Below are 19,615 nucleotides of genomic sequence, written 5' to 3' on the forward strand. Positions count from 1 at the left end.
CCTACTCCTGCCTTTCACCATACGGGACAGAAACGTCCCCCTTACACCTGTTTTACGTCACAACGTTTCTGGTCGAGACCAATCCTCTCCGTGACAGGACCACAAATCAGATTATCATCGTTATCAGTTGTATCATACTATATATTCGCCGATTAGTAAAGGAACCGCGGATAAAATGAAGGGATCAAGAGATAAAATTATTCACGGCATATCCCATGAAATGGCGTCGATGCTTTCTTGACATACCGACCCAATTCTGTAATAATGCAAATTGAACTATTTTATCGAAATTTTTGGATATGATTCGGAGGGATCAATCATAAACAAGTTAAATAAAAAGGATCTTTTGACGCTCGGATTTATGATGTTCTCCATCTACTTCGGCGCGGGAAATCTGATCTTTCCGCCCGCACTGGGACAGGCGGCAGGTGAGCATACCCTGCTTGCGATGATCGGCTTTATGGCGACGGGCGTCGGTCTGCCGCTGCTCGGCATCACGGCGATCGCACTGACAGGCGGGGAATATACGCCGTTGCTGCGCGAAAAGACATGGCCGCGCTTTGCGACGGTGCTGCTCATCCTGCTCTATCTCATCATCGGCCCGCTCTTTGCGATGCCGCGCACGGGCGCAGTCTCGTTTGAGATCGGTATCCGCCCGTTCCTCACGGAGGAGAATTTTGCACTAGGGCAGCTGATCTACACGGCGATTTTCTTTGCTGCGTCCTACTATCTCTCGTTGAACCCGAACAAGATCATCGACCGCGTGGGCAAGATGCTGACCCCTGCTCTACTCGTTGTTCTCTTTATCCTCTTTGCTCAGGCGTTCCACGCGCCGCTGGGGAACATCCTTGCGCCGACAGGCGCCTACCTAGAGGCGCCATTCGCACAGGGATTTCAGGACGGCTATCAGACAATGGATCTACTTGCCTCGATCGCCATCGGTGCACTCGTGACGAATGCGATTCAGATGCGCGGGATCACAGATCGCCATGCCATCGGCTCGGCCTGTCTGATCTCGGGACTGATCACGGTGACGCTCATGACGGCGGTCTATGGATCGCTCGCCTACATTGGTGCGACAAGTGCCTCGGTACTGGGGCAGTCAGAGAACGGCGGGCAGATTCTCGCGGGTGCCGTCGGGATTTTCTTCGGCGCATCGGGCAATCTGCTGCTCGCCGTCATCATCGGGCTGGCGTGTCTGACAACGTGCTGCGGCATCACGTCGAGTGCTGCCCTGTTCTTCAACAAGCTGCTAAAGGGCCGCATTTCGTACGAACGGCTCCTTCTGATCTCCATTCTGTTCAGCTTTGCCGCCTCGAACATCGGGCTGACCCAGATCATTACGCTTGCCGTGCCCTTCCTCGTCACGATTTACCCGCTCGTCATCGTCTTTGTGATTCTCTCGCTCTTCGATCATTTCATTGGCTGGCGAAAGAGCATCTATCAGGGAGCAATCTTTCTCACACTCATATTCTCGCTGATCGACAGTCTTCATGCGGCAGGGTTGTGTCCCGCCGCTCTGCATGAGTTGCTGCGTCAAACCATTCCCCTCTATGGGATCATGATGGGGTGGGTCTGTCCCGCCGCCATCGGTGCACTCATTGGACTCTGCGTCTCGCTCTTTCAGACAGCGCCGGCGCCCAAGGAAGCAGATACATAGACATAAAAGAGGGCTTGTTGTACGAAATTTGCAGTTTCGTGCAACAAGCCATTTTTATTTTCTATTCTTCTTTCTCCGCCAGCGCAGGTAGAGGACGACAATCACAATGACGGCGACAACGACGAAGATCATGCTCGCCTCGTGTCCGTATTCCATGAGGTCGGTCCATCTCTCACCGAGCACCATGCCGGCGTAGAGGATCGCCGCCGTCCACGGGAGCGCGCCCGCAATCGTATAGAGGAAGAAGCGCTTCGGGTCGACGCGGGCGAATCCTGCCGGCAGCGAGATAAAGGTGCGCACGACGGGCAGCATGCGGCTAAAGAACACCGCCTTGAGTCCATAGCGGTCGAACCAGTCCTGTGCGACATTTACGTGTGACTGCTTGATGAGGAAATATTTTCCATATTTGTCCACAAAGGGACGCCCGCCGCGCGCGCCGATCTCATAGGCAAAGAGCGAGCCGAGGAGCCCGCCGACCATGCCCGCAAGGAGTGCGCCCTCGAACGACATGTGTCCCGCGAAGATGAGATAGCCGGCAAAGCCAAGAATCAGCTCACTGGGAATGGGAATGCACGCGTTCTCCGCTGCCATGAGGACGGCAACGGCGACATAGCCCCATGAGGCGATGAATGAGAGAAATATCTGCGTAAAGTGCTCCACGGGTATGCGCTCCTTCAAGACAGAGAACGTCCAACAAAAAATCCCCAGTGCGTACACGATGCACCGGAGACTCAGCTACAAGGTGGTGCCTCAGAGCGGAATCGAACCACTGACACGGGGATTTTCAGTCCCCTGCTCTACCAACTGAGCTACCGAGGCAAAAGGAAAAATGGCGACCCGAAGGGGACTTGAACCCCTGACCTCCGCCGTGACAGGGCGGCATTCTAACCAACTAAACTACCGGGCCGTTCCTGGTGACGCGTACGGGATTCGAACCCGTGAAGCCGCCGTGAAAGGGCGGTGTCTTAACCACTTGACCAACGCGCCGTATCCGCGTTGTGCGGCGGATGATCCTTGCAGACCATCCGCCGCACATTCACGAACGCCATTATATGGGATTTTACCCCACTTGTCAACAAATTTTATTTACGGAAGCACTGATAAATTCAGTCCTGTCATCTTAGCGCATCTTTTTCGCCCTCTCTTCGTCGACAAATCCTCCACATAGCTTCAGCTATGCGTCCGGTTTGTCTCCTTGATAGGACAAAAAATCTACACCAATCTGACAGACCTCATTTTATCAGCGATTCCTTACAATCTACATACAATATAAAATCCGATCTCAGAGCGTCATCCCGCTGCCAAGATTCGCCCACTGAACATCAGCGGCGTACTCTTCGAGTTCCGGCAGTTTCTCCATGAGATACGAGTTCGTGACACGCACAAAGGTGCCCTTCATGCCGAGCGACTTCGACTCGATGACACCGGCGGACTCGAACTTGCGGAGTGCATTGACGATGACTGAGCGCGTGATCTTTGCCTCGTCGGCGATCCGCGATGCGATGAGCCTGCCCTCGAACTTCCCTTGGCTCGCGAGCTCCTGCAGAATCGCATGTGCCGCCTTGCGCTCAGAGTACGAGAGTGTCTCCACCGCAATCCGTACCGCCTCGCGCTGACGTGCTTCGATCTCGTTCTTCTGTGCCGTGTCGCGCAGCATCTCCATGCCGACGACGGTCGCACCGTACTCGCTGAGCAGGAGATCAGGGTCGCCGAACTCCTTCTTGGCATTCGACACAACGAGCGTCCCGAGACGACGGCGCGGTCCATAGATCGGTGTAACGACAATGTTCTGTTCATGGAACAGTTCTGCCATCTCTTTCTCGAAGGACGCGCCATCCGTTCCCACACGGATGTTGGAACGCGTCTCCTCAAGTCGGTTGAGCCAGTCCACGAACTTGCGCGGGAACTGTCCCAGCTCAATCGCCTCATTTGTCATGAGGTCGTCATTATCATCATAGAACGCATAGCCGCAGATGCGTCCTCCTTCGTCGGTGATATAAACGTTTGCCTCAAGGACGTTACTCAATACACGTGAAATCCCGTCATACTCAACGCTTTCCGAACGTTGGAGCAGACGATTGATTTGCCGCGTCTTTCCCAGCAATGTAATCATCTGTATCCCCCTCTTTCCCGAGCTGCACCCTTACAGCTCTGCGAAACGATAACCACACCCCGCAAGATACATTTTTCCTTCATATTTATCATACTACATTTTTGTAAAATTTCAAGAAATACTTGAATGTTTTCCCTCTTCCATTGATAAAATTATTCTATCTCTTTATAGTTCAGTGTGATAATTTCGAAAAATCTGTCTTATTTGGAGTGGAGTTCATTCGATCAAGAATCTCTTAGAATTTTTTCTATGACACCTTGCTTAACGGAGAGAATCATAGTATAATGACACGGTGTTTGCGTGCGGCTTGAGTGAAGCCCACGTTGAGGAGGTGTAACAATGGCAAGTGTATGCGAGGTCTGCGGCAAAGGGATGATGAGCGGCAACAATGTGAGCCACTCCCATGTAAAGACGAAGCGTAAGTGGAAGCCGAACATTCAGCGCGTCCGCGCCCTGGTCAAGGGTGAGGTCAAGCGTGTCAATGTATGCACGCGCTGCCTGCGTTCCGGCAGCGTCGAGCGTGCCGTTTGAGCGAATACGCGCATAGAAAATCCGTCTGTTTAAGAAATCGCTGATAAATGAGATGTGCCCAATTAGCATGCTAAATTTATCCGTGTTTTCTTAATTCGGGCGGTTTTTTTATAAGAAATTGCAGCGATATCGGAGAGAGAAGGGGTTCGCCAATGGGAACAAATGTCACAGAGATCCGTGCAGCAAATGAGCGCTACGTCGCCACATTCGGCGACAAAGGAGGGCTATCACACGATCCAACGCGGCGGTTTGCCGTCGTCACGTGCATGGACTGCCGTCTCGACCCGGCAAAATTTGCGGGGATCGCGGAGGGCGATGCGCACGTGATCCGCAACGCGGGTGGACGCGTATCGGACGATGTGATCCGCTCGCTGCTGATTTCCTACAAGATGCTCGGCACGAACGAGTGGTTCGTAATCCAACACACGCACTGCGGGATGCAGGGCCTCACCAACGAGGCGGTATGCGCGCGCTTTGAGGAGGATGCTGCCGCGCACGGCGGCGATGCCGTCGAGGCACACTACATTGACTTTATGCCGATTGCAGGAGAGCTCGAGGAGAATCTCGCCCGCGATGTGCGCCGTCTGCGCACGCATCCGCTCGTCCCCGCATCCATCGTGATCCACGGCTACATCTACGATGTGCACACGGGACGCCTGATCGTCACGGAGGAAGCGGAGAAGATCGGCGCGGCAAAATAAGATAAAGCAGCACAATAAAAAATGCTCCGAATGGAGCGTTTTTTATTGCATCTCACTGTTTTCCCGAGCCCAAGTATTTAGTACCTTCTTTACTTCACGCCAGTCGGGGAAACAGCGATCCATGCGGGCGTAGAACTGCGCGTTGTGCCCACGCACCCATAGGTGCGTGAGTTCGTGCATCATGACATAGCGCAGAGCACGCACGTCATACTGTACCAGCTGCAGATTGAGCGTGATGTAAGCCGTCCGCACATTGCAGCTGCCCCAGCGTGTCTTCATCGCGCGGATGCGCCAACGTTCGGCATGTTTTCCGACAATTGCCTCACAGTGCGGTGCTTCCCGTTCAATCGCCGCTGTGAGTTCACGACGGCAGAGTGCATCGACTGCCGCACGGCGCGTTTGTGCATCCGCGTCCGCAGGCGCGTGGAGCAAAATCATCCCGCCGACACATTCGACATACGCCTTCCCCTGTACCAGCGGAGCATCGACAATAGGATATCCCCTGCCCCAAAGATGCACAATATCCCCCGCCGCATAAAGCGACGGGGGCTTTTTTGCACGCATAGAACGCAGGCGCGCCTCAATCCACGCACGCCTGTGCCTGACGAAGTCCTCCATATCGCACAGCAATGTGCGGCGCGGCACACTGAGTTCGATGCGGCTGCCATCCGCACTGACGCGGAGGTAGAGGTTCTTGATGTTCTTGTAGCGGATGACGGCAGGAATCCCCGCCAGTGTCCGCTCCACCTCGCGCAGGATGCGCCCGTGCCCCTTCATTTTTCATGTCCTGTACGCATCGCACGCATCTTCTGCGCGACGTTATACATGGCGTCGAGTTCTTCCTGATCGAAGGTATAGACTGCACCGCAGAAGTGGCATTTCACCTCTGCCGTCCCATCGTCGCGGAGTGCGCGCAGATCTGCCTCACCAAGGGTCAGCAGACGGTCGGTGATGTAGTTCTTCGAACAGTTGCAGCGAAAGGCAAGATCGGTATGGGAAAGGATCTTTACATCGTCAAACCCGCCGAGGACGCTGCGGATGATGCCCTCCGCATCCAGGCCGCCCTCCACCATGTGAGAGACAGAGGAAATCCCCTTCAGGTTCGCCTCAAGGCGGTCAATCACTGCATCCGATGCGCCCGGCAGAGGCTGGACGAAGAAGCCGCCCGCGCCGAGGCACTGCAGCTCGGGACTGACGAGGACACCGAGCCCGATCGAGGACGGTGTCTGCTCCGAGGTGTAGAGGTAGTGGATGAGATCGTCGGCGATCTCTCCGCTGACGATATTGACGCTGCCCGTCACGGGCTCTTTCAGCCCCGTGAAGCGCGTGACGGAAAGGATGCCCTGCCCAATGCCGCCGCCGACATCGATCTTGCCGTGCGCATTCAGCGGCAGATGCACATGCGGATGATCGACACAGCCGCGCACCGAGCCATCCGCCGTCGCATCCGCCGTCACCGTGCCGAGAGGTCCGTCTCCCTTGAATTTGATCGTAACGGATTCCTTGTTCTTGAGATTTGCGGCAAAGAGGAGCGCGCCCGTCATCGTGCGTCCGAGTGCCGCTGCCGCAACGGGCCAACAGTCATGCCGCCGCATTGCCTCGGCGACCACATCCGTCGTCACCGCCGCAAATACGCGCAGCTGTCCGTTTACCGCCGTTGCTTTTACCAGTTGATCCATATCGTCTTACCAGTCGAGCGCACGCTCATGCAGAACATCGCCCGTATCAATATCAAAAATCCGAATCGTGCCGTCCTCGAGGACAGCGACGGTATTGCGCCCGTCGGGGCGCTTCGAGAGCGCTGCCGAACCGGGGTTGAGAAACACCGTATTGCCGCGCTTTTCGAGAACGGTGACGTGCACATGCCCGCTGATAAAGAGATCAGCGCGCAGATGCTGCGCCATTTCATCTTTCTCCGCATCCGTCATAACGGCATCGCCGTGCGTGACGATGATGCGCCGCCCCTCCCAAAAGACGTAGGCGTAGGGAGACAGAACGGGAAGTGTGAGACAGCTCGCATCCACATCCGAGTCACAGTTTCCCTTGGCAATGATGACGGGGATCTCCGAGGCGTTGATGCGCTCGATCAGTCTCATCGGGTTGTAGTCCGCCTTCATCGGATTGCGCGGGCCATGATAGGCAACGTCTCCCGCATGGAGGATGAGGTCTGCTCCCGTGAAAAATTTCTCGCACGCGCGCGTCCATGCGCCCTCATGTCCGTGCGTATCGCTGATGATGCCAATCTTCATCGCATCACAGCTTTCCGAGGAGACTTGCCATCTCCATCGCCGCCATCGCGGCATCGGCGCCCTTGTTGCCTGCCTTCGTGCCCGCGCGCTCAATCGCCTGCTCGATGTTCTCCGTCGTCACGACGCCGAAGATCGTCGGCACGCCCGTCTGGAGGCCGACCTGTGCGACGCCCTTCGACACCTCGCTGCAGACGTAGTCGTAGTGCGTCGTCGAGCCGCGAATGACCGCCCCGAGGCAGAGCACCGCATCGTACTTTCCGCTCGCCGCCATCTTCTTCGCCGCAAGAGGGATCTCGAACGCACCCGGCACCCACGCCACGTCAATGTCGCCATCCGCCGTTTCGTGACGATGCAGCGTATCGAGTGCACCGCCAACCAGCTTACTCACAATAAACTCGTTGAAACGCGCGGCAACAATGCCGAATTTCAGCCCCTTGCCGCTGATGTAGCCTTCGATGATGTTTGCCATATTATTTTCTCCTTACTCCTCCATCATCTTCACAAATTGATTGTGTGATGATGCATTATAATACCCCAATTTATGCAGGCTGTACCAATCCTCGATCAGAGTTTCCTCCGCAGCATGGAGCGCAGTCAGAACTTCTCTGGCAAATTCCAGAGGTGCAGCCCCGTTTGCCGTAATGATATTCTTATCGCAGATGGCTTGTCGCGCTTGAAAGTTCTCCGCTCCCTTGTACTTCGTCCCCTGCCATTCCTCCAGTGCAGACAAACGATTGCCCGTATGTTTGACCGAATCGAGCACACCGATGGATGCTAAAAACGCCGCCGCATCGCAAATCCCGCCAAGTATCTTGCCGTTTTTCACACAATGCTCGACCAATGGGATCATCTTCTGTGCACGCTCTTCGCGCCATCTCATACCGCCGATGAGGAGCAGAGCATCGTAATTCTTCGGTGCAGAATCCACTGTATAATCCGCCGCCGCATGAATGCCGCCAATGGAGGTTATAGGTTCTTTCGAGAGGGAGACTGTCTTGACCTCAAATTTTCCCTGACCAAGCATGTGAATTGCTGTCGACACGTACGCAGCTTCCCAGTCTGCATACTGTTCAAGAAGTGCCAGTAAAACCGTCTTCATCTCTCACGCCCTCGCACTCATTTCCCCAATTCCTCATCGCTGAGGATATGTCCCATCTTTTCCTTCTTCGTCTCCATGTAACGACGGTCATGCTCATTCGGATGGATGACGAGCGGTACGCGCTCGACGATCGTCAGCCCATAGCCCTCAAGCCCCGCACGCTTTGCGGGATTGTTCGTCAAGAGACGGATGGTCGAAAGCCCGAGATCGGCAAGGATCTGTGCGCCGATGCCGTAGTCGCGGAGATCCGGCGCAAAGCCGAGCTCGACGTTCGCTTCGACGGTATCGCGCCCCTGGTCCTGCAGTGCGTAAGCGCGCATCTTGTTCGCAAGCCCGATGCCGCGTCCCTCCTGCCGCACGTAGAGGACGACGCCCTCGCCCTCCGCCTCGATGCGGCGCATTGCCGTTGTGAGCTGATCGCCGCAGTCACAGCGCATCGAGCCGAGCGCATCCCCCGTCAGACACTCCGAGTGTACGCGCACGAGAACATTTTCCTTGCCGCGCACATCCCCCTTGACGACGGCGAGGTCACAGCGCTTATTGAGCGTGTTCTCGTAGGCGATCAGTTTGAAATGCCCATACTTGCTCGGGAAGTCCACCTCCGAAATCCGATGGACAAAGTTCTCCGTATGCTTGCGGTACTCGATGAGATCCTTGATAGTGATGATGTTCAGCCCATGCTGTTTCGCAAACGCCTTCAGCTCGGGCGTGCGCATCATGTGGCCGTCATCCGCCATGATCTCACAGCAGAGCCCCGCGGGGAACAGTCCTGCCATCCGCGCAAGGTCGGTCGTCGCCTCGGTGTGTCCCGCACGGCGCAGGACGCCGCCCTCGACCGTACGCAGAGGGAAGACGTGCCCCGGGCGGCGGAAATTCGCTGGCTTTGCCGCAGGATCGAGCAGCATCTTGACCGTGTGGCACCGCTCGTACGCAGAGATGCCCGTCGTCGTGTCGTACGCATCGACACTGACGGTGAAGGCAGTCTCGTGGTTGTCCGTGTTGTTCTCCACCATCTGACCGATCTCAAGCTCGTCGAGACGGCTGCCGATGATCGGCGTACAGATCAGCCCGCGTGCATGCGTCGCCATGAAGTTCATGTGCTCCGGCGTCATCTTCTCTGCCGCAACGATGAGGTCGCCCTCGTTCTCCCTGTCCTCATCGTCCACGACGACGAGCATCTTTCCATTTTTGATATCCTCAATCGCCTGTTCAATCGTTGCAAAATCTGACATGCTATTTCTCCTAAAGTATTGTGAATATGACATCTCTGTGCTGCGAGTCCCACGCGAACACCTCGTTACGCAAGCGGTCGCATGCTTATCTGTCTAAATACCGGCGCACTTCTTAAACGCGCTGCGCTTAAACGAAAGAAGCACGCCGGGGACAGAACGCATGCTTTCCCCGCTTGCTTCACTAGGGTTCGCTTAGGGACATCGCACCCCACATCTACCACACTAAAACCCATGCTGCATCAGATATTCCCGCGTCAGCCCCGTCTTCCCCGCAGCAGAACTTTCACCCCCGAGCAGCTTCAGCGCATATTTTCCGAGGATGTCCGTCTCGATGTTGAGCAGACTGCCGATGCGCTTCGCGCCGAGATTCGTCACCGTGCGCGTGTGCGGGATGAGGCTGACGGTAAAGTCCGCCGCGCCGACTGCCGCCACGGTGAGGCTGATGCCGTCGAGGGCAACCGAGCCCTTCTCGACAATCCCGCGCAGAATGTCTGCATCGGCGGCGACCGTCATGAGAGTTGCATTTCCCTCCTCGCGCATGGCTCGTATCTTCCCCACGCCGTCGATGTGCCCGCTGACGAAATGTCCGCCCATGCGCGTCGTCGGCAGCAGTGCCCGCTCCAGATTGAGCGGTGCGCCGCGTGTCAGCTCCGCGAGCGAGGTGCGCCGCACCGTCTCGGGCATCACGTCGGCAGAAAAGCCCTGTGCATCGAATGAGGTGACCGTGAGGCAGATGCCGTTCACGGCGATGCTGTCGCCGATGTGCGCATCCGACTGGACGAGATGTGCACCGATCGAGAGCACGCCGCCCGAGAGGCGGGCAAATGTACCGACCTCCTCGATGATTCCTGTAAACATATCCTCACCTCACTCCGCCGGTGTGTGCAGACTGCCCGTCACGAGGAGATCCGCACCGACCTGTTCAACGTGCATATCATAGAGGTGCAGTGCCTCCTGCGGCGCGTCAAAGCCCACACCGCCGACGGGTGTCGGTGCCTCCCCGCCGCCCATCAGCATAGGGGCGATAAAGGCGCAGATCCGATCCACATAGCCGCCCGCAAGAAATGACCAATTCACCGCAGCACCGCCCTCGACGAGGAGGGACGTGCAGTCACGCGCGCCGAGCCAGTCGAGCAGGCGCAGGAGCTCCACGCGCTCCGCCCCGAGTGTCACCACCTCTGCGCCGCATGCGCGGAGGCGATCCACACGCTGCGGATCGGCACGCTCACTCACGGCGATCACCGTCGGAGCCGCTCCGTCCGTCACCAGTCTCGCATCATGCGGTGTGCGCGCCGCCGAATCCAGTACGACGCGCAGCGGATTCTTCCCCGCACGATGCGGCAGTCGCGTTGTCAGGCTCGGGTCATCCGCGAGCACACTGCCGATGCCGACGAGAATCGCGTCGCTCGCATCGCGCATCTCATGCACGCGCAGACGTGCCTCCTCGCCCGTAATCCAGCGCGACGCCCCCGTATGACTTGCGATCTTCCCGTCGAGCGTCATCGCCGTCTTGAGCGTGACGAGGGGGCGCTTCGTTGTCACCCACGTGAGAAACGCAGCGTTCTGCCGCCGCGCTTCCGCCGCGCAGACGCCCGTCACGACCTCGATGCCCGCCGCCTCAAGCATCGCGATTCCGCGCCCTGCGACAAGCGGATTCGGGTCACGGAGCGCCACCACGACGCGCGTGATCCCTGCGGCGATCACCGCCTTGGCACAGGGGCCCGTCCGCCCCTGATGCGCACACGGCTCGAGCGTCACATAGAGCGTCGCACCGCGTGCCAACTCCCCTGCCATGCGGAGCGCGTGAATCTCCGCGTGCGGCTCGCCCGCCGCACGGTGCCAGCCGCTCGCAGCGACGATCCCGTCACGTACGATGAGCGCCCCCACGAGCGGATTCGGCGACGTGCGCCCGCGCGCAAACTCTGCCAGATGCAGAGCCTCGCGCATATAGGATTCGTCCGTTTCGTTCATAACCGTCCATTCATAAAAAAACAAAAAAGCCGCCGGAAGAATCTCCTCCGGCGGCACATAAATCGTCCCAAGAAGTCACAGATATTGCATATCCATGTTCCTATCATAAGACGCGCCTTTTCTCATCCAGACTGCGAAAGCATCTGCCTTCTTCACTGTCGGCTCCGGAATTACACCGAATCATGCCGCTCTCACAAGCAGCTTGCGGGCTGTACCGCCGGTGGGGATTCTCACCCCGCCTCAAAGAGCATCATTCATATGCTATTGTATCATTCTGTATTTGGACTGTCAATTGTAAATCTTGCACGTGCCGCGTGTCTCCTCAGCGCGGCGCACGACCTCATCGAGATCCGCCCCGCAGACCGCGGCAATCGCGGCGACCACACTGCCCTCAACGATGGGGCAGTCCGCCATGCGCACGCGGCTGCTGCGCATCTCCTCGATGATCGTCTCCGCCGTCAGCACAGAACTGCCCGCATCCGCGAGCACAACGACGCCGTCAGCGCTGCAGACGCTGTCGATCGCTGCCGTAATGCGCGCATAACTCGTCCCAAAGCCGCCGTCCTCCATGCCGCCCGCCGTTGCGATATGCGCATCCTTTGCCATCATGCGGCACGTCTCCGCGATGCCATGCGCGAGCACGGCACTGTGCGTTACAATCACAAGTCCGACCATATCAGCCTCTCCGCCGTGTCCATGCCCCAATGCCGCACACCGCTCCCGCGAGTATCGCCGGCAGGAGATATGCCGCCTGCGGCAGTGCCGCCAGAATCATCACACCAACCGTACGGTCGTGCACAATCATCGAGCCGCCTGTCCAGCCCAGAATCGCCGCACCGAGCACAACGAGCACGGGATACTTTTCCATCAGCTTTCCGATGAGCTGACTGCCGCTGACGACAATCGGAACGCTGATGAGCAGCCCAAGCACCACGAGCAGGAAGTCGCCGTGAGACGCGCCCGCGATGGCAATCACGTTGTCGATCCCCATCGCCGCATCGGCGATGATGATCGTCTTGACTGCCCCTGCGAACGTCTCCGCCGCCTCGATATGCTCCTCGCCGTGGGCAGGGCGCAGGAGCTTCACGGCAATCGGCAGCAGCACCAGCCCGCCGAGTGCCTGTAAGTACGGCACAGAGAGCAGCTGCACCGCAAAGAACGTCATGATGAGACGTACGACAATCGCGCCCGCCGTCCCGACATAGATGGCGCGCTTTCGAAGATGCGCAGGAAGGCGGTTGGACGCCATCGCAATCACGACGGCATTGTCCCCTGCGAGCACGAGATCAAGTACAATGATCGAGAAGAGTGCCACAAAGAACTGCGATGAGAAGAGTTCGACTTCCACAGCTTCTCCTTTACTTCGCCATCATCTTGGCAAGCTTCTGTGCAAAGGCGACGGGGTTCTCCGGCAGAATCCCCTCGATGAGCAGCGCCTGCGTGTAGAGCAGATCACAGTAGTCTTTGAACTCCTCGCTGTCCTTGCCTGCCGCGTGCACCTGCTGCAGTTTTGCAAAAAGCTCATGATGCGGATTGATCTCAAGAATGCGCCGCGCCTTGAACATCGGATTATTCATCTCGGCAAAGATCTGCTCCATTGAGAGCGACGGGCCCGCCTCATCCGCGACAAGACAGACGGCACTCGACCGCAGACGCTGTGATATCTTCACCTCAGCGACCTTGTCACCGATGGCTTCTTTTACGTCCTTGATGAGATCGTCGTTCGCCTTGGCGATGTCTTCCGTTTCCTTCTTCGCCGCCTCGCTCTCCGCATCACCAAGATCGAGGTCGCCGCGGCTGATCGAGTGGAAGTTCTTTCCGTCATACTCGCGCACAGTCTCAATGGCGAACTCATCCACCGGGTCGAGCAGAAAGAGCACCTCGAAGCCGCGCTCACGCAGCTGTTCCATCTGCGGCAGCTGCTCAATCGTCGTCTGATCCTTTGCCGTTGCGTAGTAGATGCTCTTCTGGCCCTCGGGCATCCGCTCAGCGTATTCCTTCAGCGAAACAAGCTTACCCTCCTTCGAACTGTGGAAGAGCAGGAGATCCTTCAGCTTGTCCACCGTATCGCGGCCGGAGTACATGCTGTTGTAGATGCCGATCTTCAGTGCGCGGCCGTACTGCTCCCAGAACTTTTCGTAGTCCTCGCGGTTCTTGTCGAGCTTTTTGCCCAGTGCCTTGAGAATGTTCTTCTCCAGTGCGCGTCCGATGGTCTTCAGCTCACGGCTCTGCTGCAGCAGCTCACGCGAGATGTTCAGTGAGAGATCGGGCGAGTCAACGAGGCCCTTGACAAAGCGCAGATAGTCCGGCAGCAGATCCTTGCATTTGTCCATGATGAAAACATGGCGCGAGTAGAGCTGAATGCCGGGCTCATAGTCCGCCTGATAGAGATTGAACGGAGCTCGCGCCGGGATCTCGAGGAGCGCCGTATACTCCACCGTTCCCTCCGCCTTCGTGTGGAACACCTCCATCGGCGCTTCCCACTCGTGGAACTGGTCGCGGAAGAAATCGTTGTACTCCTCAGGCTTGATCTCGGACTTCGCGCGCGTCCAGAGCGGCTGCATCGAGTTCAGCGTGCGCAGCTCCGTCTTCTTGATCTTCTCCGCACCCTCGATGATCTTTCCCTCATCATCGCGCGGCATCTCCTCCGTCGTCACGTTCATGCGGATCGGATAGCGCACGTAGTCGGAGTACTTCTTTACAAGGCTCTCGAGCACAAACGTATCCGTGTAGTCCGTCTCGCCCTCCGTGAACTCCTTCGCGAGGTGGATCGTCACCGTCGTGCCGCGCGACTCCTTCTCTGCATCCTCAATCGTATAGCTGCCGTCGCCCGCCGACTCCCAACGCGTTGCCTGCGTCTCACCGGCACGGCGCGTCACGATCGTCACGCGCTCTGCGACCATGAACGCAGAGTAGAAGCCCACGCCGAACTGTCCGATCAGATCCTTGTCCGGTGCGCCGCCGCTTTCCTCCTTCGCCTTTGCCAGCTGCTCCATGAATGCCTTCGTGCCCGACTTTGCAATCGTTCCGATGTTCTCCACGACCTCTGCACGCGACATACCGATGCCGTTATCGGAGATCGTCAGCGTCTTGCTGTCCTTATCCGGGACGAGGAAAATCTCATAGTTTTCGTTGCCCTCAAGGATGTCGCGGTTCGTCAGGCTCTCAAAGTGGAGCTTGTCGATCGCATCTGACGCATTTGAAATCAACTCGCGCAGAAAAATCTCGCGGTTTGTATAGATCGAGTGGATCATCAGCTCGAGAAGCTGTTTTGTCTCTGCCTGAAACTCAAATGTCTCTTTTGCCATATATCGTTCCCCCTGTTTCTACGCACCACTAAATAAAGGTGATGCAAAACTATGCCTATCGTACACGAAAAATGACAAAAAGTCAAATTCTTTCTCATCATCATGCAAGCCGGTCGATTGTAAAATTAAGTTGCACATATAAAAAGCTCCATAGCGGAAGCCATCTGGTAAAATAGAGTTGAACAGACCCATCTACCAAAGGAGATCCGCTATGGAACAACTAAAGTGTACCACAAACTCGTCGCATCGCAAAGGGGCACATCTCACATTCGAGGAAAGAGTCTGTAGGATTACAATAGAGATGTTACACAAGTAAATAAAAAAAGAAAGCCAATTTGTGTTATGCTCTATCTACCAAAACAAACTACACACAAAGGAGGCATTCTCATGAAAAGCATAACACAGGACATCAAGTATTATCAAGCGATTGCTCTTTACGGATTTTCATATTACCTTACCGGAGAACGTCCCGGAACAGGTATCGGATTACATCCGCTTCTTTAACGAAGAACGCCCAGCGTACACACTTGGATACCTTACGCCGAAGCAGTATCGGGAACGGTTTGTGTCAAAGCGCGAAAGTGCTGCTCAGGCCATCGCAGGTAACGTTTGAAAGATAGCTATCGGTATTCTGGGTATCATATCTTCGATGGCGTTGTATAGTATTCAAAATTCCATGGATAATTTTTAGATTTTTGTGTCCAGTTTTTGTTGATTAGTGCAATCCGATGTACCTTTTAAGGTGCTGCCACAAGCATTTTGGCCTTATAGGGCCTGTTCAAACCACCAGTTCAACTGGTGGTTTTGATTCTTTACGACAAAAAAGATTACGGCGATAGGCACGCATGATATAATAATTCCCCAATTAACGCATCTTTTTTGCCCGCACTTTGTCGGCAAATTCTCCACATCGCTTTGGCTATGCGTCTGGGTTCCCTCCTTGTTCGGACGAAAAAATCTACGCCAATCTGACGGGCTTTATTTTATCAGCGATTTCCTTTTGTTTTCTGCCGCGTTGAATCTTGAGGAACCTTGACGTGTGGAACGTGCTGAGTTCCTTCCCTCGAAAGAGAAAACTTCCATGAAGGAACTCCATATTCACGTAGGATTTACGCGTGGCAGGAAATTTTGTTGCCCAGAAGAAGAGGAGATCTCCATGACCGCCTATGGATACCTTCGAGTGAATATGGAGACATACGGAATTCTTTCAGTACAAGACCCATATTGTGCAACAGCCCCTATATTGTTTCTCTGATCGTGCAGAGCTCCAGTACATCGGAGGCAGATGACGCACGAATCAGTCCGTCATAAAATGGTGTGTTTTCCAAGAGATACATCAGATCCTTGAGCGCCTGTGTATGCGTTTCGTAATCGATCGCCGAGAGGGTGATGATGATCTGTACCTGTGCATCGGAGCCAAATGGAATGGGAGACTGCAAGACCACAATGCTGAATGCACTGCACAGAGCCCCCTCGTCCGGACGCGCGTGTGGCATTGCAATATATGGGAAAAGAATCATATAGTTGCCCAGCTTTTCAATGTTCTCCTGCATTGCCTGAATATAGTGTTCTGTGATGCAGCCGTCGCACAGGAGCAGGTCACCTCCGAGGCGCACCGCCTCACGCCAATCTTGCGCCGTAGCATTCAGGAGAATACGGCGCGGGCTCAGCAGCTCCCGCAGGGAGGGACGCACGGTTCGCCGGCTCCCTAAGATTCGCTCCAGTGCGCTGCGCAGCTCCACGGGCTGTTTAATCACACAAAAGGGACTGATCTCCCGAAGCACGCGATCCGAAAGATCCTCGGTGGGCGCCATGTCCGCACTTCGATCGTATTGGGAGAAGAAGATGCTGAGATCGCTGATGTTTTTTTCTGTCAGAAACGGTGTGACCTGAATGCAGTGAACGGGGCAGTTCGACAGAGGGATCGTTGTGACAACAAGATCGAGGTCATTTTTTCGCAGCTGCTCCGGAGCTACATGCGCAGGCATTGTCCCCACGGTTTCAAAGTCAAAAATGGAATGCAAACGCAAAAGAATAAGCTGCGATGTACCGATGCCTGCGTCACAGATGAGAAGGACGCGTGCTTTTCTCTTATGCCTCCTCTGCATGCGTTCTCTGGAAGCCAGAAAGTGAATGGAGAGATAACCGCATTCTGCATCGCTGAGTTGGATGTTCCACTCCTTTTCCAACTGTGACATCGCCCGCCGTACACATCCGAAAATATGGGGATAGTCCGCCTTAATTTCGTCGATCAATGGATTGTTGATATTGATCCCATGGCGGAACCGATAGATGGCCGGTCCCATATGCTCGCCCAGATTCTCATACAGCTGTTCATCGCGATCGAATGGGATACCGCATTCCTGACACATGCGCGCAATCAATGTGGAAACCACCATCTGAAGGTAAATATCCTGTGCTTGTGTTTCCGTGGAGAAGCTGCTGCCCAGCAGATGAATTGTAATATAGGCAATCTCGGACTCGGGAATGTGAATAGCGCACGTTTCCTCAAGGCGTGCGGCAATCCCTGCTGCAACGGAAAATTCCGGTGCTTTGATCAGGTGGCTGAGCTCTTCGTGCACCATTTCCACTGTTCTTCCGAGCTGAATCCGCTTCACGGCGATCGCCAGATGAAGCACCATATTACGCAGGGCATAATCAGAGAAAAACTTATTCAGCTGCGTTTCTGCCTCTTTGACAAAATCCTGCAATCGTTCCAACGAGATAAGGTGAAACATTTCAAGATAGGAAACATCGGAGAAATTCAGTTCATCAGAGTTCATCAAAAGGCTGTGCAGCACCAGATTTCGCAGAGCAGATTCATTCCCCGTCAGAAGGACTCCTTTTCCTTTTGCTGTCTTGACGTATCTGCCCGTCGGATCAAGCTGCTCTTTGAATTCCTGTATATCGGCGTAGATTGTCGTCTTGCTGACGTGCAGGTTGTCTGCCAATAGTTGTACTGGAATATAGTCGTTATGAGACAGGAGTGTATAGGCGATTGCGGCAATGCGCTCTTTTTGCGAGAGCACATAACGATAGGGTTCTTCTTTATAGGCACCGGATTGAAAGCGTGACACCTGCGCTGCCGTGAGATGGAGGGAAATGCCCTCGCGCGACTTCCGAGATAGGGGAGGGAGCCCCTGCTCGTTCAGATAGTCATCGATGCGATTCAGGTCATAGCGAATCGTACGCTCGCTTATGCCAAGATCCTTCGCTAACATCTCGACTCTCAGAGCTGTTTTGTTCTGTAGAATACGGCGCAGGATTTCACCACAGCGTTCGTTCAGCAAAAGATCACCGCCTTTTGGGAGAATGGAAACATGGGAAGTGCCTCAGCAGGCACTTCCCATGGAACTGACGTGACATATTATTCTTCGTCAGGATTGTTGATGACTTTTCCTTTGGTCTGGATGAAGTTTGGCACCAACAAGACGACCAAGAAGAGTCCGAGGATAATAAAGATCCCCGTTTCTCCCAATGCATTCGCAAGAGAGCCGATGACAATGCCGAGAACGCCGAAGTCGAAATCACCGAATGTGGTATTCTGGAAGCCCAGCGACCCCAAGACGGGAAGCAGAAGGGCTGGCGTGAAGCTGATGAGAAGTCCGTTGACAAATGCGCCGATCGCCGCACCTCTGCGCCCGCCGGTGGCATTTCCAAAGATACCGGCCGTAGCGCCGCAGAAGAAGTGGGGAACAAGGCCGGGGATGATGAGCACGCTGCCAGCAACACCGAGGAGCAGCATACCGACGATGCCGCCGATGAACGATGCAACAAAGCCAATGACCACAGCTGTGGGCGCATAGGTGAAGAAGACTGCGCAGTCAACCGCAGGAACTGCGTTCGGGATGACGCGCGTTGCGATACCCTCAAATGCCGGGATCAGATCGCCGAGAATCATGCGAACGCCGGAGTAGACGACTGTGACGCCGACGGCGAATTTCAGGCCTGCCATGATCGCAAAGAGGAATGGGGACATGCCGCCGGACAGTGTGCCGACATAGGTCGGACCGGCTGCAATGGCTGCGAGCAGATAGAAGAACGTCATGGTAATGGCGGTGGAGACGGTGGTATCCCGCAGGAATCCCCATTTCTCCGGAATCTCGATATTTTCCGTGCTGTCCTTTGCATTGCCTACCTTGGAACCGACCCAAGCCGAGATGTAATATGCCAGACTGCCGAAATGCCCCATGGCGATACCGTCATGTTCTGTGACACGATTCGTATAGCCCTGACCGATTGCAGGCGAAATCGCACTCCAAGCACCGAGCAGGAAACCGCCGCTCAAGATGAGCTCCATGCCCTTCATGCCGGCTGTGCCGAGTACCGCGGAGAGGAGGCACGCCATGAAGAAGCTGTGATGTCCTGTAAGGAAGACATACTTGAACTTTGTGAAGCGGGCGATCAAGAGGTTGACGACCAGACCGACAACAAGGATGGACATCGTCTCTACGCCGAGGACCTGCTGTGCCACGGACACGATCGCTTCGTTGTTCGGGACAACGCCGGTGATATGGAAGCCCTCCTGAATCATCTTTCCGAGGGGATCCAGATTTTCTACGATGAAACCTGCGCCGGCAGCGAGCATTAGATATCCGAGGATCGGCTTCAGCGTGCCGGTCATAATCTTATAGAATGGCTTTTTCAGTGCGACCAGACCCACAAGGGATACAATACCAATCAGGAGCGCCGGCTGTTGCAGCACGTCGCGTAAAAATTCCAAGAACTCCATATGAAACTACCTCCTGTCT

The 19,615-nt window shown here is 55.5% G+C and carries 19 protein-coding genes, 3 tRNA genes and 1 riboswitch; of the genes, 4 read left to right on the plus strand and 18 right to left on the minus strand.

Annotated elements, in window-relative coordinates; all coding sequences use genetic code 11:
* Window positions 1-271: 271 nt before the first annotated feature.
* The gene (brnQ, locus tag C1713_RS10895) at window positions 272-1,660 is read left to right on the plus strand and encodes a branched-chain amino acid transport system II carrier protein (RefSeq protein ID WP_420542805.1); all 1,389 of its coding nucleotides are present in this window, start codon (window positions 272-274) and stop codon (window positions 1,658-1,660) included.
* A 54-nt stretch (window positions 1,661-1,714) separates the two neighbouring features.
* On the opposite strand, the gene C1713_RS10900 is transcribed toward brnQ, so the two are convergent.
* The 5 genes from C1713_RS10900 to codY all read right to left on the minus strand — a co-directional run bounded on the left by C1713_RS10900 (window position 1,715) and on the right by codY (window position 3,773).
* Window positions 1,715-2,320, minus strand: coding sequence for a DedA family protein (locus tag C1713_RS10900; RefSeq protein ID WP_102493924.1), 606 nt, complete (start codon window positions 2,318-2,320; stop codon window positions 1,715-1,717).
* 83 nt (window positions 2,321-2,403) lie between these two features.
* A tRNA-Phe gene (locus C1713_RS10905) sits at window positions 2,404-2,479 on the minus strand.
* A gap of 11 nt (window positions 2,480-2,490) precedes the next feature.
* Window positions 2,491-2,567, minus strand: a tRNA-Asp gene (locus C1713_RS10910).
* Window positions 2,568-2,572: 5 nt separating this feature from the next.
* Window positions 2,573-2,647, minus strand: a tRNA-Glu gene (locus C1713_RS10915).
* A gap of 295 nt (window positions 2,648-2,942) precedes the next feature.
* Complete coding sequence (gene codY / locus C1713_RS10925; RefSeq protein ID WP_009443033.1) at window positions 2,943-3,773, minus strand: GTP-sensing pleiotropic transcriptional regulator CodY; 831 nt, start codon at window positions 3,771-3,773, stop codon at window positions 2,943-2,945.
* Window positions 3,774-4,112: 339 nt separating this feature from the next.
* Here codY and rpmB point away from each other — a divergent pair, with 339 nt between their 5' ends.
* Window positions 4,113-4,304 carry a 50S ribosomal protein L28 gene (rpmB, locus tag C1713_RS10930; RefSeq protein WP_009752959.1) on the plus strand — a complete coding sequence of 64 codons (192 nt, stop codon included), beginning with the start codon at window positions 4,113-4,115 and terminating at the stop codon, window positions 4,302-4,304.
* A gap of 152 nt (window positions 4,305-4,456) precedes the next feature.
* The gene (locus tag C1713_RS10935; protein ID WP_102493925.1) at window positions 4,457-5,005 is read left to right on the plus strand and encodes a beta-class carbonic anhydrase; all 549 of its coding nucleotides are present in this window, start codon (window positions 4,457-4,459) and stop codon (window positions 5,003-5,005) included.
* Window positions 5,006-5,047: 42 nt separating this feature from the next.
* Here the strand turns inward: C1713_RS10935 and C1713_RS10940 are convergent, their stop codons facing one another.
* The 11 genes from C1713_RS10940 to htpG all read right to left on the minus strand — a co-directional run bounded on the left by C1713_RS10940 (window position 5,048) and on the right by htpG (window position 14,864).
* Window positions 5,048-5,782, minus strand: a complete 735-nt coding sequence (locus C1713_RS10940; RefSeq protein ID WP_102493926.1) for a M48 family metallopeptidase — start codon at window positions 5,780-5,782, stop codon at window positions 5,048-5,050.
* Window positions 5,779-6,684 carry an Hsp33 family molecular chaperone HslO gene (hslO, locus tag C1713_RS10945; RefSeq protein ID WP_102493927.1) on the minus strand — a complete coding sequence of 302 codons (906 nt, stop codon included), beginning with the start codon at window positions 6,682-6,684 and terminating at the stop codon, window positions 5,779-5,781. The genes C1713_RS10940 and hslO overlap by 4 nt, the downstream gene beginning before the upstream one ends.
* Before the next feature lie 6 nt (window positions 6,685-6,690).
* Window positions 6,691-7,254 (minus strand): phosphodiesterase, encoded by a 564-nt coding sequence (gene yfcE, locus C1713_RS10950; protein WP_102493928.1) that lies wholly within the window; start codon window positions 7,252-7,254, stop codon window positions 6,691-6,693.
* Between the two features lie 4 nt (window positions 7,255-7,258).
* Window positions 7,259-7,723 (minus strand): 6,7-dimethyl-8-ribityllumazine synthase, encoded by a 465-nt coding sequence (gene ribH / locus C1713_RS10955; RefSeq protein WP_050342840.1) that lies wholly within the window; start codon window positions 7,721-7,723, stop codon window positions 7,259-7,261.
* Between the two features lie 12 nt (window positions 7,724-7,735).
* On the minus strand, window positions 7,736-8,353 hold the full coding sequence (locus C1713_RS10960; protein WP_102493929.1) for a DJ-1/PfpI family protein: 618 nt from the start codon (window positions 8,351-8,353) through the stop codon (window positions 7,736-7,738).
* A gap of 17 nt (window positions 8,354-8,370) precedes the next feature.
* Window positions 8,371-9,585, minus strand: a complete 1,215-nt coding sequence (locus C1713_RS10965; protein ID WP_102493930.1) for a bifunctional 3,4-dihydroxy-2-butanone-4-phosphate synthase/GTP cyclohydrolase II — start codon at window positions 9,583-9,585, stop codon at window positions 8,371-8,373.
* 222 nt (window positions 9,586-9,807) lie between these two features.
* Window positions 9,808-10,443: a riboflavin synthase gene (locus C1713_RS10970; RefSeq protein ID WP_102493931.1), complete on the minus strand. Its 636-nt coding sequence runs from the start codon at window positions 10,441-10,443 to the stop codon at window positions 9,808-9,810.
* A gap of 9 nt (window positions 10,444-10,452) precedes the next feature.
* Window positions 10,453-11,556, minus strand: a complete 1,104-nt coding sequence (gene ribD, locus C1713_RS10975; RefSeq protein ID WP_102494077.1) for a bifunctional diaminohydroxyphosphoribosylaminopyrimidine deaminase/5-amino-6-(5-phosphoribosylamino)uracil reductase RibD — start codon at window positions 11,554-11,556, stop codon at window positions 10,453-10,455.
* Window positions 11,557-11,666: 110 nt separating this feature from the next.
* Window positions 11,667-11,807, minus strand: a riboswitch (FMN riboswitch).
* A 37-nt stretch (window positions 11,808-11,844) separates the two neighbouring features.
* Window positions 11,845-12,231: a dihydroxyacetone kinase phosphoryl donor subunit DhaM gene (gene dhaM, locus C1713_RS10980; RefSeq protein ID WP_006690129.1), complete on the minus strand. Its 387-nt coding sequence runs from the start codon at window positions 12,229-12,231 to the stop codon at window positions 11,845-11,847.
* Between the two features lies 1 nt (window position 12,232).
* The gene (locus tag C1713_RS10985; protein WP_006690130.1) at window positions 12,233-12,904 is read right to left on the minus strand and encodes a TerC family protein; all 672 of its coding nucleotides are present in this window, start codon (window positions 12,902-12,904) and stop codon (window positions 12,233-12,235) included.
* Window positions 12,905-12,914: 10 nt separating this feature from the next.
* The gene (gene htpG, locus C1713_RS10990; protein WP_102493932.1) at window positions 12,915-14,864 is read right to left on the minus strand and encodes a molecular chaperone HtpG; all 1,950 of its coding nucleotides are present in this window, start codon (window positions 14,862-14,864) and stop codon (window positions 12,915-12,917) included.
* A 448-nt stretch (window positions 14,865-15,312) separates the two neighbouring features.
* On the opposite strand from htpG, the gene C1713_RS10995 reads away from it, so the two are divergent.
* A complete protein-coding gene (locus C1713_RS10995) occupies window positions 15,313-15,477 on the plus strand; it encodes an IS3 family transposase (protein WP_245871128.1) in 165 nt (54 codons plus the stop codon).
* Between the two features lie 625 nt (window positions 15,478-16,102).
* Here the strand turns inward: C1713_RS10995 and C1713_RS11005 are convergent.
* Window positions 16,103-18,154: a BglG family transcription antiterminator gene (locus tag C1713_RS11005; RefSeq protein WP_170950818.1), complete on the minus strand. Its 2,052-nt coding sequence runs from the start codon at window positions 18,152-18,154 to the stop codon at window positions 16,103-16,105.
* A gap of 77 nt (window positions 18,155-18,231) precedes the next feature.
* A complete protein-coding gene (locus C1713_RS11010; RefSeq protein ID WP_102493934.1) occupies window positions 18,232-19,596 on the minus strand; it encodes a PTS ascorbate transporter subunit IIC in 1,365 nt (454 codons plus the stop codon).
* Between the last annotated feature and the right edge of the window lie 19 nt (window positions 19,597-19,615).

Origin of the sequence: Centipeda felix (assembly GCF_900186465.1) — a bacterium.
Classification (GTDB): domain Bacteria; phylum Bacillota; class Negativicutes; order Selenomonadales; family Selenomonadaceae; genus Centipeda; species Centipeda felix.

Excerpts from the sequence above, each read along its gene's own strand:
- ribD (WP_102494077.1), bottom strand. The coding sequence starts at position 11,556 with ATGAACGAAACGGACGAATCCTATATGCGCGAGGCTCTGCATCTGGCA.
- C1713_RS10965 (WP_102493930.1), bottom strand. The coding sequence starts at position 9,585 with ATGTCAGATTTTGCAACGATTGAACAGGCGATTGAGGATATCAAAAAT.
- C1713_RS10960 (WP_102493929.1), bottom strand. The coding sequence starts at position 8,353 with ATGAAGACGGTTTTACTGGCACTTCTTGAACAGTATGCAGACTGGGAA.
- htpG (WP_102493932.1), bottom strand. The coding sequence starts at position 14,864 with ATGGCAAAAGAGACATTTGAGTTTCAGGCAGAGACAAAACAGCTTCTC.
- C1713_RS11010 (WP_102493934.1), bottom strand. The coding sequence starts at position 19,596 with ATGGAGTTCTTGGAATTTTTACGCGACGTGCTGCAACAGCCGGCGCTC.
- yfcE (WP_102493928.1), bottom strand. The coding sequence starts at position 7,254 with ATGAAGATTGGCATCATCAGCGATACGCACGGACATGAGGGCGCATGG.
- C1713_RS10940 (WP_102493926.1), bottom strand. The coding sequence starts at position 5,782 with ATGAAGGGGCACGGGCGCATCCTGCGCGAGGTGGAGCGGACACTGGCG.
- C1713_RS10935 (WP_102493925.1), top strand. The coding sequence starts at position 4,457 with ATGGGAACAAATGTCACAGAGATCCGTGCAGCAAATGAGCGCTACGTC.
- rpmB (WP_009752959.1), top strand. The coding sequence starts at position 4,113 with ATGGCAAGTGTATGCGAGGTCTGCGGCAAAGGGATGATGAGCGGCAAC.
- C1713_RS10970 (WP_102493931.1), bottom strand. The coding sequence starts at position 10,443 with ATGTTTACAGGAATCATCGAGGAGGTCGGTACATTTGCCCGCCTCTCG.
- hslO (WP_102493927.1), bottom strand. The coding sequence starts at position 6,684 with ATGGATCAACTGGTAAAAGCAACGGCGGTAAACGGACAGCTGCGCGTA.
- dhaM (WP_006690129.1), bottom strand. The coding sequence starts at position 12,231 with ATGGTCGGACTTGTGATTGTAACGCACAGTGCCGTGCTCGCGCATGGC.
- codY (WP_009443033.1), bottom strand. The coding sequence starts at position 3,773 with ATGATTACATTGCTGGGAAAGACGCGGCAAATCAATCGTCTGCTCCAA.
- ribH (WP_050342840.1), bottom strand. The coding sequence starts at position 7,723 with ATGGCAAACATCATCGAAGGCTACATCAGCGGCAAGGGGCTGAAATTC.